Genomic DNA, 13,423 nt, shown 5'->3' with positions numbered 1-13,423 from the left:
AACGCGAGTGCGGATTCGATCCTGAGAAGACGCCTACAGCGGCAACTGCCCGAGCATCCATCGGAGCAAGAAGAACGCCGCCAGGCCGCAAACGACTGTCGCCAGCAAGTGGCGCGTAATGGCGGCGACAGCGACGGTGAACAGGCCGGCCAACAGATAGGCATTACGCCATGAGACGTTCAGCGTTTGGCCATCAGGGATGAACATGCCTGGCACCACGATCGCCGCCAGCATGGCGATCGGCACGTAGTTCAAGCTTTGCCGCAGCAGCGGGGGAAAGCGTAACTCCGGCCAGGCGAAGAAGCTATAACGTGTAGCGAAGGTAATCACGAGCATCCCACCTATCATCAACCAGGCATTCATCGGGGCGCGCTCCCCGTTTGCGCAGCGCGTAGGCGCTCACATCCAGTGCCTACCACGATACCGGCCAATGCGGCAGCGACGAGACCCAGTTTGTAGGGTAGGGCGTAACACAGCATCGCGGTTGCACCTGCGACGACTGCCGCAGCGACCTGCGGGTAGGAACGCAGCATAGGGACGACGATCCCGGTGAAGGTCGCGATCATCGCGAAATCCAGTCCCCAGGCGGCGAGGTTCGGTACGGCCTGCCCGAAGACCGCACCTACGAATGAACACAGCTGCCAGCTGCTGTACATCGACAGGCACGAGCCCAGAAAGTACCAGTGCTTGTGGGGCGAGGCGGCGACCGTGGCGTAGCGCTGCTGCACGACGGCGAAGGTCTCGTCCGTCAACCAAAACGCGAGGGGCGCGCGCCACCGTATCGGCAAGTGCCTTATGAACGGTTGCAGCGTCGCGCTGTACAAGGTGTGGCGCAGATTAACGACGAAGGTCGTGAGCAAGATGACCCCGATCCCAGCCCCTGTAGCGACCAAGCTGACTGCGATGAATTGCGCAGAGCCTGCGAACACCAAAAGCGACAGAGCCATGACTTCTCCCGTGCTGAAACCTGCCGCGATCGCCAGCGCGCCAAAGATGATGCCGAACGGTATCGCGCCCAGGATCAATGGCAATGTGTCGCGCGCGCCATGCAGGAATTCTTTCGACCGGGGCATGAGTGTCTCCTTCGATGTGTAGGGCAAGCATCCGATCTATGTGGTGCATTGAGCGATGTTGCTCTCACGTCTCGTCATTTTCTTTTATTCCGCCCTTGGTATCGTGCGGTCGAGGTCGTTTCCATCCTGGTCGCGCGGCCTTATGCTGCCCAGCGGTTCATGCAGGCTACGCTCATCGCGGCCAGCCTCGATTGGATCGTCCGATCATTGCCATCCTTCGCTGGAGTGCCTTCAACGCTCATGGCCAGTCACTCGCAATTCGCGCTGCTGCGGACCCGCCGCTTCCTGCCATTCTTCATCACACAGGCCTTGGCAGCGTTCAATGACAATGTCTACAAGCAGGCGCTGATCCTGGCCATCCTGTTCAAGCTTGGGGTGGCCGGCGACAAGAGCGTATTGGTGAACCTGTGTGCGCTACTGTTCATCCTGCCATTCTTTCTGTTTTCCGCGCTGGGTGGGCAGCTGGGTGAGAAATATCCGAAAGATCGGCTCATTCGGGCGTTGAAGCTCGCCGAAGTGGTGATCTTGATCGTCGGCGCGGCGGGTTTGTTGATGGGCAACCTGACACTAATGCTGGCCGTTCTGTTCCTGATGGGGCTCCAGGCTGCGCTGTTCGGCCCAGTGAAGTACTCGATTCTGCCGCAGCATCTCGCGCCGGATGAGCTCATTGGTGGCAATGCCCTGGTGGAAATGGGCACCTTTCTCGCCATCTTGTTCGGTACGATCGCAGCAGGTGTGATGCTGGCCAGCGAGCATTACGCGACCGTCGTCGCCTGCTCTGTGTTATTGATTGCGGCGCTGGCATATCTGGCCTGTCGTTCCATTCCGCCTGCACCTGCGGCTTATCCGGAGATGGTCATCGACCGCAACCCGCTGCGGCAGACGCTCTCGATCGTGCGCCTTGGCCTGTTCGAACAACACAAGTCGGTTTCACGCGCATTGATCGGCAATGCTTGGTTCTGGTTTCTCGGCGCGATCTATCTGACCCAGATACCGGCCTATGCCAAGGACTACCTGCATGGTGACGAAAGCGTGGTGACATTGATCCTAACCGCGTTCTCCCTTGGTATCGCGCTTGGCTCAGTGGCCTGTGAAAAGCTGTCGAACCATCGCGTTGAGATGGGGCTCGTGCCATTAGGGGCAATTGGGCTGAGCGTCTTCGGGGCGGCGCTGTGGTGGCTGACCGGTGCGCTGGCGGTGCCGCAAGTGCCCTACGATTGGTGGGGGCTCCTGGCATTTTGGGAGGCCTGGGGCGCGTTGATCTGCATTCTCGGCCTCGGTACGTTCGGTGGCATCTACATCGTGCCGCTGTACGCCCTGGTCCAGGCGCGTGCGCCCGCCCATCAAAGGGCGCGGACCATCGCTGCGAACAATATTCTCAACGCCTTGTTCATGGTCGTGTCCGCGCTGTTTTCGATCGTGGTGCTTTCGGTCCTCGATCGCTCGATTCCCGAGCTGTTTCTAACGGCGTCGCTGCTGAATATCGCGCTCAACGCGTACCTGTTCTGCGCGGTGCCTGAATTCATACAGCGTTTTCGTGCGTGGGCTGCGCGCCGGCCAAGCGATGCGGAATCGATTGGGTAACCGCGCCGCGTGACTCGGAATGTTCATGCAACGGCCGCACGCGTGTCATCTCGGCTAGCCAAGATGGGTTCAAGACGATCGTGACGGGGTGAGACGATGGAACTGTCATTGTCATCCCTCATGTGTGCTGCTCCTCTTTATGCCCCTCCTCGGAGGGGTTTTTTATGGGCGCTCGAATCATGATTCGTCTGGGTGAAGGGTTTTAGGCCAGGCGGGGCGCGTGCAATCATGCCGCATCATCGTCGAGACGAGCCGTCTTATGCCTATGCTCGAATCACTTGCAAAGCTCGACCCTCAGCAGTGGGATGCTTTGCTGCCGGATTCACAGCCGTTTCTTCGCCACGCGTTCCTGTCCGCATTGGAGGACAGTGGAAGCGTAGGGTCGCGCACGGGATGGACGCCCCGGCATGCGGTCCACTTCGATGGCGAGGGACGGTTGACCGCCGCCTTTCCAGCCTATCTAAAACAGCATTCCTACGGCGAATATGTGTTTGATCACGCCTGGGCAGATGCCTGCGACCGTGCTGGCATCGCGTATTACCCAAAATTGCTGGTAGGCATTCCGTTCTCACCGGTATCCGGGCCGCGTTTGCTCGGTGATCCCGAGGCTGTCGCGGCACTGTTGAGCGATGTGGTCACCTCGCTGGCGCCTTGGGGGCTCTCCGGTTTGCACGTGAACTTCACGCAACCGGACTCGGATCGCACGCTGGAAACCCAGCCGGGCTGGCTCGAACGGCTGGGCTGTCAATTTCATTGGCATAACCGGGGGTACCGGGACTTTCGGGACTTTCTCGACGCGCTCACGTCGCGCAAACGCAAGCAGATGCGCAAAGAGCGCGAGCAGGTGGCCGAGCAGGGCATCGCATTCGAATGGCGTGAAGGCGACTCGCTTGACGAAGCCGAGTGGGACTTCGTCTACGCGTGCTACGCGACGACCTATCACGTTCGGGGGCAGCGTCCGTACCTGACGCGAGCGTTCTTCAGCCTGTTAGCGCAGCGCATGCCAGAGGCGATTCGCGTGGTGCTTGCCAAGCAGGGCACGACCCCAGTCGCGATGGCGTTTTTCCTGTGTGGCGCCAAGACCCTCTATGGCCGTTATTGGGGGTGTCTGGCCGAGTACGATCGGCTGCATTTCGAGACGTGCTTCTACCAGGGGATGGACTACGCCATCGCCAACGGCTACGCCCACTTCGATGCGGGCGCGCAAGGCGAGCACAAGCTCATTCGGGGCTTCGAGCCGGTACTGACACGCTCCTGGCATTACCTCGTTCACCCAGGCCTACGCGACGCCGTGGCCGATTTCCTGGAACAGGAACGCGTGGGCGTACATGCCTATGCGGAGCAGGCGGCGGAGGCTTTGCCCTTTCGTACCGGTTCCTGAGTGCTGGCGGCGCGCCGGCGATAGGGGACTCTGAACTCTGGCCACGGAGCTTCGTTCTCAACGTTGTCGACCTTGGACAAACGTGAGAACGCGGACATGGCCCCACCGCACGACCATCCGCATACCGTCGCCCTGCCGGCCGGGTCTAGTGGACGGGTGTACGAAACGGATTTGCCGGCTCGGCTCGACCGTTTGCCTTGGGGCCGGTTTCACACGCTGCTGGTCGTCGCGCTTGGGATCACCTGGCTTCTCGACGGGCTCGAAGTGACCCTCGCCGGCTCGGTCGCCGGCGCGTTGCGGGACAGTCCGGTATTGCGGTTGAGCAATACCGATATCGGGCTTGCGGGCGGCGCTTACATCGCCGGTGCGGTGCTCGGCGCCCTGTACTTCGGCTGGCTCGCCGATCGGTTAGGGCGCCGCAAGCTGTTTTTCATCACGCTTGCCGTTTACGTCTCGGCCACTATCGCCACCGCGTTTTCCTGGAGCTTGTGGAGCTTCCTTTTATTTCGCTTTCTCACCGGGGCCGGCATTGGGGGTGAGTATTCCGCGATCAATTCAACCATTCAGGAATTCACGCCGGCTCGCTTCCGTGGCTGGGTGGATTTGGCCGTGAATGGCACCTTCTGGGTCGGTGCAGCGTTGGGTGCTTTAGGCGCGGTGTTTCTACTCGACCCGCAGTTCCTGTCCCAGGAGCTGGGTTGGCGGCTCTGCTTCGGCATCGGGGGTGCGCTTGGCATCGTCGTCGTTCTGATGCGCCTGTGGATTCCAGAAAGCCCGCGCTGGTTGCTGATCCACAACCAGCCGGAAGCGGCCGAACGTATCGTCGAAGACATCGAGGCACGGTTCACAAAACAGGGATATACCCTCGCGCCAGTCGGTGCCGAGGATCGTATACGCCTGCGTGCCCGGCAAAGCACGCCGTTGGGTGAAGTCGTCCATACGCTTCTGCAACGGCACCGGCAGCGTTCCCTGGTAGGCCTGACACTGCTGACCTCGCAAGCCTTTTTCTACAACGCGATCTTCTTCACCTACGCCTTGGTGCTGGCCGAGTTCTATGGCGTTCCCTCGCACGAGGTGGGTTGGTACATCCTGCCGTTCGCGCTTGGTAACTTCTGCGGCCCGATCTTGTTAGGGCGCCTGTTCGACGTGGTCGGACGGCGAATCATGATCAGTTCGACCTATATCCTGTCCGGCGTTCTGCTGCTGGGCAGTGGGCATCTGTTCTATTTGGAGGTGCTCGATGCCACCCAGCAGACCCTGTGCTGGATGGTGATTTTCTTCTTCGCATCGGCCGCCGCAAGCTCGGCCTACCTGACAGTGGCGGAAACCTTCCCATTGGAAATCCGCGCACTGGCCATCGCGGTGTTCTACGCATTCGGCACGGGGCTGGGCGGCATCATTGGGCCGTTGCTGTTCGGCCATCTGATCGAAACGGCCGAGCGGGGAAGCGTGTATGTCGGCTACATCATCGGTGCGGTGCTGATGATCGTGGCGGGCTGTGTGCAGGCACGCTGGGGCGTGGCGTCCGAGCGCCGTTCGCTGGAATCCGTGGCAACGCCGTTGTCGGCAGTTGCAGTACACGACAGGGTGTAAAGACCGGTACGGTCGATGGTGATTGGCAATTTAACGGGCTAACCTATCGGGCCAGCCGATTTAAAAGCCTGGCTGACCATGACGGACGTATTCGCAGCAGGACTTGGGAGTAGGTGATGAAAGCCCCGCGGGTGACACTCGATCAATGGCGGACGCTGCAAGCGGTCGTCGATAACGGCGGATTCGCCCAGGCGGCAGGGGTGCTGCACCGATCGCAATCGTCCGTGAGCTATACCGTGGCGCGCATGCAGGAGCAGCTTGGTGTCCCGCTGCTGCGTATCGATGGTCGTAAAGCGGTCCTGACCGATGCCGGTAGCGTATTGCTGCGGCGGTCGCGTCACTTGGTCAATCAAGCCAGCCAGCTCGAAGATTTGGCGCACCACATGGAGCAGGGGTGGGAAGCCGAGGTCCGGCTCGTGGTCGATGGCGCCTACCCTAGTACGCGCATCGTGCATGCATTGTCGGCTTTCATGCCGCAGAGCCGCGGCTGTCGCGTTAGGCTGCGAGAAGAGGTGCTGTCGGGGGTCGAGGAAGTTTTGCGGGAGGGCACGGCTGATCTAGCCATTACGGCCACCAACATAACTGGTTACCTGGGGTTCGAAATGGGCCATATCGAGTTCGTTGCCGTAGCCCATCCTGAGCATGCGCTGCACAAACTGGGCAGGCCGGTGACCTTCCAGGACTTGCAGACCCAGATGCAGGTCGTGGTGCGGGATTCAGGTCGCAAACAGCCCATGGATGTCGGCTGGCTCGGCGCCGAGCAACGCTGGACGGTAGGAAGCCTGGCGACATCGGCCACGTTCGTCAGTAACGGTCTTGGTTTCGCCTGGCTGCCCGTTCACATGATCGAGCGCCAACTGGTCGAGGGAACGCTTTTGCCGCTCGTGATGGAAGAGGGCGGACGGCGACATCCACGTTTTTATCTCTACTCCAACAAGGACAAACCGCTAGGGCCGGCGACCCAAATTCTCGTCGAACTCATCAAGCGCTTCGATGCCGCACCGCCAGCGATGGCAGCGGCGGTATCGGCCTGATCCTATTTCAACCTTCCGCAATCCACCATTTTTGGAGCTCCAATGTTCAAGAAACTCGTTCTGACGGCCTGCACGCTTTTTCTCTCTAGCGCCTTGATGGCGGCCGAAAACCCGCGGGTCGTATTGGAAACCAACCAGGGTAACGTCGAGATCGAACTGCTGGCCGATCAAGCGCCGATCAGCACTCAAAACTTTCTCGCCTATGTCGACAGCGGCTTCTACGACGGGACCGTTTTCCACCGGGTGATTCCTGACTTCATGGTCCAGGGTGGCGGGTTTACGAAAGACATGCAGCAAAAAGAGACCCGGGCGCCGATCCGTAACGAAGCGGACAACGGCCTGCGCAATGTGCGTGGCACCTTGTCCATGGCGCGCACGCAGGCGAAGGATTCCGCGACGTCGCAATTCTTCATCAACAGCAAGGACAACGCGTTCCTCGATCACGGTGCGCGCGATTTCGGCTATGCGGTCTTCGCCAAAGTGACCAAGGGAATGGAGGTGGTCGATCGCATTTCCGGTGTGCCCACCAGCAACCGCGGCATGATGCAAAACGTCCCACGCGAGCCCGTTGTGATTGAGCACGCTAAGCGCCTGTAGGCGGTTGCGCTGAGGGCGCGATGTTCATCTGCTATAGGCCGATAACGCCGATTCCACGAGCCCCAACATTCGCTTCGAGCGGGGCGGCACTCCAGCTGCCGCGTCGCCCGGATCGACTCGCGCATTTGTTTCGACGGTGCGCACGAAAGGATATTTCGGATGATTTTTCGCCTGTTCGAGTCCCTCATAAACCCCTTCCGGGAAGCCCCCGCGCATCCGCCGCCCCGTCGGATCATCGGCTTCTACGTGCACTATCTACGGCAAGTCTGGCCCGTCATGCTGGCGCTGATGGTAGTGGGCTTCTTCGCCGCGCTTATCGAGGTGATGCTGTTCAGCTTTCTTGGACGACTGATCGATCTCGTCCAGGAAACGCCTGCAAGCGACTTTTTCGAGGTTCACTCGGGGGAGTTGGTCTGGATGGCCGTCGTGGCCTTGCTGATTCGTCCGATCACGTTCGGGCTGCATGATCTTCTGACTCACCAGGCCCTGGCGCCCAACCTGACCAACCTCATTCGCTGGCAAAACCATCGCTATCTCTTGCGGCAAAGTCTGGCGTTCTTCCAGAGCGATTTCTCCGGTCGCATCGCGCAGCGCGTCATGCAAACCGGGCCTTCGCTGAGGGAGTCCGCGGTACAGGTCGTCGATGCGCTCTGGCATGTGGTCATCTACGCTGGCAGCGCGTTGTTCCTGTTCATTCAGGCGGACATTCGCCTGGCGATCCCGCTGCTGGGATGGATCGTTGGCTATATCTTCGTGCTGTGCTTTTTCGTACCCCGGGTGCGGGCGTGCTCAGCGGCGGCGTCGGAGGCGCGCTCGAAGGTGATGGGGCGGGTGGTGGATGGCTATACGAACATCCTCACGTTGAAACTTTTTGCCCATTCGCGTGACGAGGAAGGCTACGCGCGGGAGGCGATGGGGGATCTGGTGAATCGCTTTCGCCAGCAGTCCCGGTTGGTCAGTTCGATGGATATCACCATCACCTGCATGAACGGTGTGCTCATCGCCGGTACGACCGCGCTGGCCCTGTGGCTATGGAGCCAGGGCAGCATTAGCGCCGGGGCGATCGCGCTGGCGACGGGGCTGGTAATTCGCATCAACAACATGTCCGAATGGATCATGTGGGTGGTCAACGGCATCTTCGAGAATGTCGGTACGGTGCAAGACGGCATGCGTACCACGGTGCAGCCCATCACCCTCACGGACCGACCCGGCGCACAAGCGTTGCAAGTACCCCGAGGCGGTGTCGAGTTCGACGGCGTACGGTTCGCCTATGGCGAAGGCAAGCAGGTGTTCGATGGCCTCGATCTCACCGTGCGCCCCGGTGAACGGATCGGATTGGTTGGTCCTTCGGGGGCTGGCAAGTCAACCTTGATGAACGTGCTACTGCGCTTGTATGACGTCCAGGGTGGCGTCATTCGCGTGGACGGCCAGAACATCGCGGAGGTGACACAGGACAGCCTGCGTGAGCAAATCGGCGTGGTGACCCAGGACACCGCGCTGCTGCATCGGTCAATTCGCGAGAATTTGCTGTACGGTCGACCGGATGCCACCGAAGCCGAGATAGCCGAAGTGTTGCGCAAGGCGAAAGCCGACGTTTTCGTGCCCGAGCTACGGGACAGCGAAGGCCGCGTCGGTTTAGATGCTCAGGTGGGGGAGCGTGGTGTGAAGCTGTCGGGCGGTCAGCGGCAGCGCATCGCGATTGCGCGGGTGCTGCTGAAGAACGCGCCCATCCTGGTTCTGGATGAGGCGACCTCCGCCCTGGATTCGGAAGTGGAAGCCGCCATTCAGGAAAGCCTCGAAGTGCTCATGGAGCGCAAGACGGTAATCGCGATCGCCCACCGTTTGTCTACGATCGCCCGAATGGATCGCCTGGTGGTGATGGATCACGGCCGAATCGTCGAGGCAGGTACCCATGCAGAACTGGTCGAACAGGGCGGCCTGTACGCTCGGCTATGGGCGCATCAAACGGGTGGATTCGTCGGCGTCGACTAAACGCTGCAGGCTATCGCAGGAGAGGTCAATCCGCTGCGATAGCCTGAGCAGCTACAGACGCTACTTCGCCGCGAGCTGTGTCTCTGCCGGAACGACACGGCGGGCCAGCTGGAAGTGCTTTTGCCAATAGCGGTTGCTGAGGCGATCGATCCGCACTTTGGCGCCGCGGCGGGGGGCGTGGATGAAGCGTCCCTCACCGACATAGATGGCAACATGATCGACCGAGCGACCGCGAATCTTAAAGAACAGTAGATCTCCAGGTTTCAGCTTGCTCCGCGAGACTTTGGGGCCATCGAAGCGGGACAATTCACGCGACGTGCGTGGCAGGTCGAGATCGTCGACATCGCCAAATGCATATTTGACGAGCCCACTGCAATCAAAACCCTTTCCCAAGGTGCTGCCGCCCCAACGGTAGGGTGTGCCCAGGGCGCTCATCGCGCGATCGACGACGGCCTGTGTCGTGGACGGGGTGATGTCTTTCTGAAGGTAAATCCGATAGGACGCTGCGGCATCAACATTGACGCCTAAAAGCAGCGACCCGCCCAAAAGAAAAGAGGCGAGAAGTTTTTTCACTTATTGAATAACCTGAAAATATGAACCGGGCCCACCTTCTCCGTTAGTGGCGCCTTGGAAACTTAGAGATTGAAGAAACGAGTGCTCCGCACGTCCCGCTAGCGGACCAGGGGATTGTCCATTTTGTTCCGCATGTTTGTCGAATTTATGACGGAAGGTCGCTTGGGCGTGCACGTCCTGCCAATCGGCGTGATGCGTAGGCTATGAAACGAGGCGACAGTTGTAAGGAAGAGGAAATGGAGACTCAACGCGTCGTAGCGCTCATCGTCGAGCAGCTGGAGCACGATCGAGCGGTGGCGCACGCTTCGCTGAAGGCGGCCCATGAAGCGGCTACGCATGAAGAGAGCAAGGCCGAGAACAAGTACGACACCCGCGGATTGGAAGCCGCTTATCTGGCAGATGGTCAGCGGCGGCGTCTGGCCGAAATCGAGACGGCGTTGGCGGCCTACCGCAACCTGCAGGCGGGATCGCAGTACGCCGTAGTGAGGGTAGGTGCGCTGGTTCTTCTGGAGAGCGAAGGCGCCGAACGATGGGTTTTTCTAGGGCCGGACGGCGCAGGGCTCAAGGTGACATTGCATGGTGCAGAGGTTCTCGTCATCTCGCCGCGTTCTCCGTTGGGAGCAGCGATACTCGGCATGGCGTTGGATGACGAGGTCGATGTGAATGTGGGTGGACGTCGGCACCGATACAGCATCGTTCATATCGCTTGATGATGATCAGCGATCATCCCGCGAAGTATCCAATTCATCGTCCGGGTCGAGGTCGGTCTCGCTCTCGCGTGCATCGGTCATGGTGACGTCAGGCTCTTCGTCCTTTGACGTATCGGGGGTTTGATTCATAGGCTGCATGGTGCTCTCAAGTGGCTCTAGGTAAACATTGGAGGGCATGTGGGAGGCTAACGTTCGATGGCAATGGCCGGTGGCGCCTGATGGCATGGTGGCTGACGGCGGGTGACTAAGACGAGGGCGCCAGACGTGCTGAGTCATGGACCTGGCTTACGCTATTCAGGCGAAGCAGATTTACTCAGCGAATCAAAGGAAACGCAGTCGCCACCGCTGTGGACTCGTCGATCGTAGCCATCGCCGCGGAAATCGGCGAGGGCGACGTGCCCAGCATTGCGTGGGGCTGGTCGCTGTGAAGCAACTGGTTCCTGACGTCGGAAAGGATGATATCCAACAGTTCTTTATTGGCTGTCTGGCGACGCGTGAAGCGACGCTCGGTCACCCATCTTCCATCCAAGGACCGAATGACCACAGCAATGCCATCAGGCATTTCCTCGGTCATGACCTGGTAATGGCCTTCCAGTGCTTTAGCGAAATTGATGAGCGTTGTACGCATAACTTGATTCGTGTCATGAAACTGAAGTTTCGGAACCTGTATGGAGCCGTTAGTTCAGGCGTTGTACGACAAGCGGCAATCGCTTTGTCGAATCGTGTGATCCGCAGCGCATCATGTTTGGAGGTTCATGGCTTGCGACAGTGCCATCCAAACGCCGTGTCGAACTCCGTCGCGCGCAAAGCGTTCGAAACATCACACTGAAGGAGAACGCTATGACTGATGCCCGCGATAAAAACGGCAATGCTTCGGAATCTTATGCATCGACTCGCGACGAGGCTGGCCGCCCAGTCGATGTCGTTCGAAGGGATTTCGAGAAGCAGGACGATGGAAAGCCTGATGGGATAGATAGCACGATTACCCCTTCGTCGAACCGAAAGAAAGAGCAGGATGTTGAAGCCATCAACGAAAAGGCAGCTGCCGCTGAGCGCAAGCTGAATCGGTAGGGCTGGATGTCGGTGTTCTCGCTGTTGAGGTCTTTGTTTTTTAGACAGCGGTAATGCAGCCTCGCTGGAGTGAGCGATTCCACAACAAGGGAAGTAGCGCTGGCTGCCTAAAAGTGAAATGGAAATGTGGCAAAGTCACCATTTCTGATCGTGGAGTGTAGCCCGTGGGACGCCTGTCACGGTTGAGGTTTGTGTCAGCACGCATTCGGTGATCGAACCAAACGAGGGCGAGGCGTTCTATAGGGGGCCGTTGCGGCAGGCGTGCAACCGACTTTATCGAGTGCCGCGTTCGCTGGCATTATGAAAAGCGAGTGTTTGCAAGCTTGATCGACGGTGCTAGTGAACAGCCAGCACCAAGGGATTTGTAGTTGCGTGCGTATGCTCGGTCACACCTCCATCCTGAGTAGGAACGTAAGTATGGAATTGATCGATCGCATCAAATGGGTCTTGTCACTGAAAAAGCGGGCTCGGCAGACGCCGGGGTTCCGTTCCAGCTTGAGTAGCTATGCGTCCCCTGACGTCACGTTCGGCGAGAACGTTCGGCTGTGGGGGGGGACCAAACTGACTAATGCGAGTGTCGGTCGCTTCACCTACTTCGCAGGTACCAAAGCGTCCAATATCACCGTTGGTGCTTTTTGCAGCATCGGCCCCGGCACTCGGCTGGGCGGGATGGGCGATCATCCGATTAGCATGCTCAGCACTCATCCGGTTTTCTATTCCACGCTGGAACAATGCGGTGAGTCTTTCGCTGACCGTGACCACTTTAACGAATATAAACGCACGGCCATCGGCAACGATGTCTGGATCGGCGCGAATGTCGTCGTGCTTGACGGCGTGACGATTGGCAACGGTGCCATCGTTGCGGCCGGCGCAATCGTCACCAAAGACGTCCCTGCTTATGCAATCGTCGGCGGTGTACCGGCGAAAGTATTGAAGCACCGCTTCGCTGAAGCCGACATAGAGCGCTTGGAGCAGCTGCAGTGGTGGAATGCGCCGGTCGAGCAGCTCAGGGAGTGCGCGGCACTCGTGCGCAACGGCAATATCGATGGGCTTGAGAAAAAGCTCGGCGCACCTGCACGCGAGAGCAACCCTCACGCCAGTGCACCCGTACCAGCTGTTTCCGGGTACTGAGGCGCAACCGTTCCCGTCAGTAGCGTGGATCAACCGTTCAATAGCGTAATTTTCCGTTTACCTCGAGAGTGCACGACTCGAGTCGTGTCGAGGTGAAGGGTGGAAGCCCTTTTCGACCCAACGTACTCTCCATCGGCAGGTTGGCCGCTTTCGATGCAAACGGCGGGCTGGCATCATCCCCGTCGAGGTTTTGAAGCCGCTCGGTTAGCGATCGACCATACAAGGAAAACACCATGAGCCTTTTCGGCGAATACGATTCGCAGAACATCTTTGCCGCGATCATTCGGGGCGATGCGCCTTGCTACAAGATCTACGAAGACGACGACGTTCTGGCGTTTCTTGATCTGTTCCCACAGGCGTACGGGCATACGCTGGTCATTCCCAAGAACGCGAAGGCGCGCAACTTGCTGGAAGTGGATGGCGACACCCTGGCGAAGATGATGGCGACCGTGCAACGGCTTACGGGGATCATCGTCGATGAACTAAAGCCGGACGGCGTGCAAGTCATGCAGTTCAACGGCACAGCGGGCGGGCAGACGGTGTTCCACATCCACATGCACATCGTGCCGCGCTGGGAGAGCCAAGGCATAGGCGCTCATGCAAGTGGCAAGGGCGATCCCGCGGAGCTTGCTGCTTTGCAGGAGCGCCTGGTCAAGCGGATCGGCTGAGCGATCGAGCGCGGCA

14 protein-coding genes and 1 pseudogene are annotated in these 13,423 nt (G+C 59.4%); 10 read left to right on the top strand and 5 right to left on the bottom strand.

Annotated features, from left to right (window positions below; translation table 11 throughout):
- Nucleotides 1-33: 33 nt before the first annotated feature.
- Entirely contained in the window at nt 34-363 is a 330-nt protein-coding gene (locus tag IEY47_RS00325) for an AzlD domain-containing protein (RefSeq protein WP_188981159.1), read from the bottom strand.
- Nucleotides 360-1,073, bottom strand: a complete 714-nt coding sequence (locus IEY47_RS00320) for an AzlC family ABC transporter permease (RefSeq protein WP_188981158.1) — start codon at nt 1,071-1,073, stop codon at nt 360-362. The genes IEY47_RS00325 and IEY47_RS00320 overlap by 4 nt, the downstream gene beginning before the upstream one ends.
- A gap of 240 nt (nt 1,074-1,313) precedes the next feature.
- Between IEY47_RS00320 and IEY47_RS00315 the strand changes: the two are divergent.
- The 6 genes and pseudogenes from IEY47_RS00315 to IEY47_RS00290 all read left to right on the top strand — a co-directional run.
- Nucleotides 1,314-2,618 (top strand): annotated as a pseudogene (locus IEY47_RS00315) (MFS transporter); the annotation flags it as partial.
- Nucleotides 2,619-2,916: 298 nt separating this feature from the next.
- Nucleotides 2,917-4,038 (top strand): GNAT family N-acetyltransferase, encoded by a 1,122-nt coding sequence (locus IEY47_RS00310; protein WP_188981157.1) that lies wholly within the window; start codon nt 2,917-2,919, stop codon nt 4,036-4,038.
- A gap of 96 nt (nt 4,039-4,134) precedes the next feature.
- Nucleotides 4,135-5,631 (top strand): MFS transporter, encoded by a 1,497-nt coding sequence (locus IEY47_RS00305; protein ID WP_188981156.1) that lies wholly within the window; start codon nt 4,135-4,137, stop codon nt 5,629-5,631.
- 116 nt (nt 5,632-5,747) lie between these two features.
- On the top strand, nt 5,748-6,665 hold the full coding sequence (locus IEY47_RS00300; protein WP_188981155.1) for a LysR family transcriptional regulator: 918 nt from the start codon (nt 5,748-5,750) through the stop codon (nt 6,663-6,665).
- 42 nt (nt 6,666-6,707) lie between these two features.
- Complete coding sequence (locus IEY47_RS00295) at nt 6,708-7,262, top strand: peptidylprolyl isomerase (protein ID WP_188981154.1); 555 nt, start codon at nt 6,708-6,710, stop codon at nt 7,260-7,262.
- Nucleotides 7,263-7,421: 159 nt separating this feature from the next.
- Complete coding sequence (locus tag IEY47_RS00290; RefSeq protein ID WP_188981153.1) at nt 7,422-9,254, top strand: ABC transporter ATP-binding protein; 1,833 nt, start codon at nt 7,422-7,424, stop codon at nt 9,252-9,254.
- A 60-nt stretch (nt 9,255-9,314) separates the two neighbouring features.
- On the opposite strand, the gene IEY47_RS00285 is transcribed toward IEY47_RS00290, so the two are convergent.
- Nucleotides 9,315-9,827 carry a C40 family peptidase gene (locus IEY47_RS00285; RefSeq protein WP_229779108.1) on the bottom strand — a complete coding sequence of 171 codons (513 nt, stop codon included), beginning with the start codon at nt 9,825-9,827 and terminating at the stop codon, nt 9,315-9,317.
- Between the two features lie 236 nt (nt 9,828-10,063).
- On the opposite strand from IEY47_RS00285, the gene IEY47_RS00280 reads away from it, so the two are divergent.
- The gene (locus IEY47_RS00280; protein WP_188981152.1) at nt 10,064-10,537 is read left to right on the top strand and encodes a GreA/GreB family elongation factor; all 474 of its coding nucleotides are present in this window, start codon (nt 10,064-10,066) and stop codon (nt 10,535-10,537) included.
- Between the two features lie 6 nt (nt 10,538-10,543).
- Here the strand turns inward: IEY47_RS00280 and IEY47_RS20575 are convergent, their stop codons facing one another.
- On the bottom strand, nt 10,544-10,675 hold the full coding sequence (locus IEY47_RS20575; protein WP_268240404.1) for a hypothetical protein: 132 nt from the start codon (nt 10,673-10,675) through the stop codon (nt 10,544-10,546).
- A 175-nt stretch (nt 10,676-10,850) separates the two neighbouring features.
- Nucleotides 10,851-11,165, bottom strand: coding sequence for a hypothetical protein (locus IEY47_RS00275; RefSeq protein ID WP_188981151.1), 315 nt, complete (start codon nt 11,163-11,165; stop codon nt 10,851-10,853).
- 212 nt (nt 11,166-11,377) lie between these two features.
- On the opposite strand from IEY47_RS00275, the gene IEY47_RS00270 reads away from it, so the two are divergent.
- From IEY47_RS00270 to IEY47_RS00260, 3 genes are all read left to right on the top strand, one after another.
- Nucleotides 11,378-11,608 (top strand): hypothetical protein, encoded by a 231-nt coding sequence (locus IEY47_RS00270; protein WP_188981150.1) that lies wholly within the window; start codon nt 11,378-11,380, stop codon nt 11,606-11,608.
- Between the two features lie 417 nt (nt 11,609-12,025).
- Entirely contained in the window at nt 12,026-12,739 is a 714-nt protein-coding gene (locus IEY47_RS00265) for a CatB-related O-acetyltransferase (protein WP_188981149.1), read from the top strand.
- 233 nt (nt 12,740-12,972) lie between these two features.
- Nucleotides 12,973-13,407, top strand: a complete 435-nt coding sequence (locus IEY47_RS00260; protein WP_188981148.1) for an HIT family protein — start codon at nt 12,973-12,975, stop codon at nt 13,405-13,407.
- Nucleotides 13,408-13,423: the final 16 nt, after the last annotated feature.

The sequence above is a fragment of the Pseudomonas matsuisoli genome, assembly GCF_014647635.1.
Classification (GTDB): domain Bacteria; phylum Pseudomonadota; class Gammaproteobacteria; order Pseudomonadales; family Pseudomonadaceae; genus Pseudomonas_P; species Pseudomonas_P matsuisoli.
The sequence above is the reverse complement of the archived record's forward strand: the minus strand, read 5'-3'. Positions and strand labels throughout refer to the sequence as shown.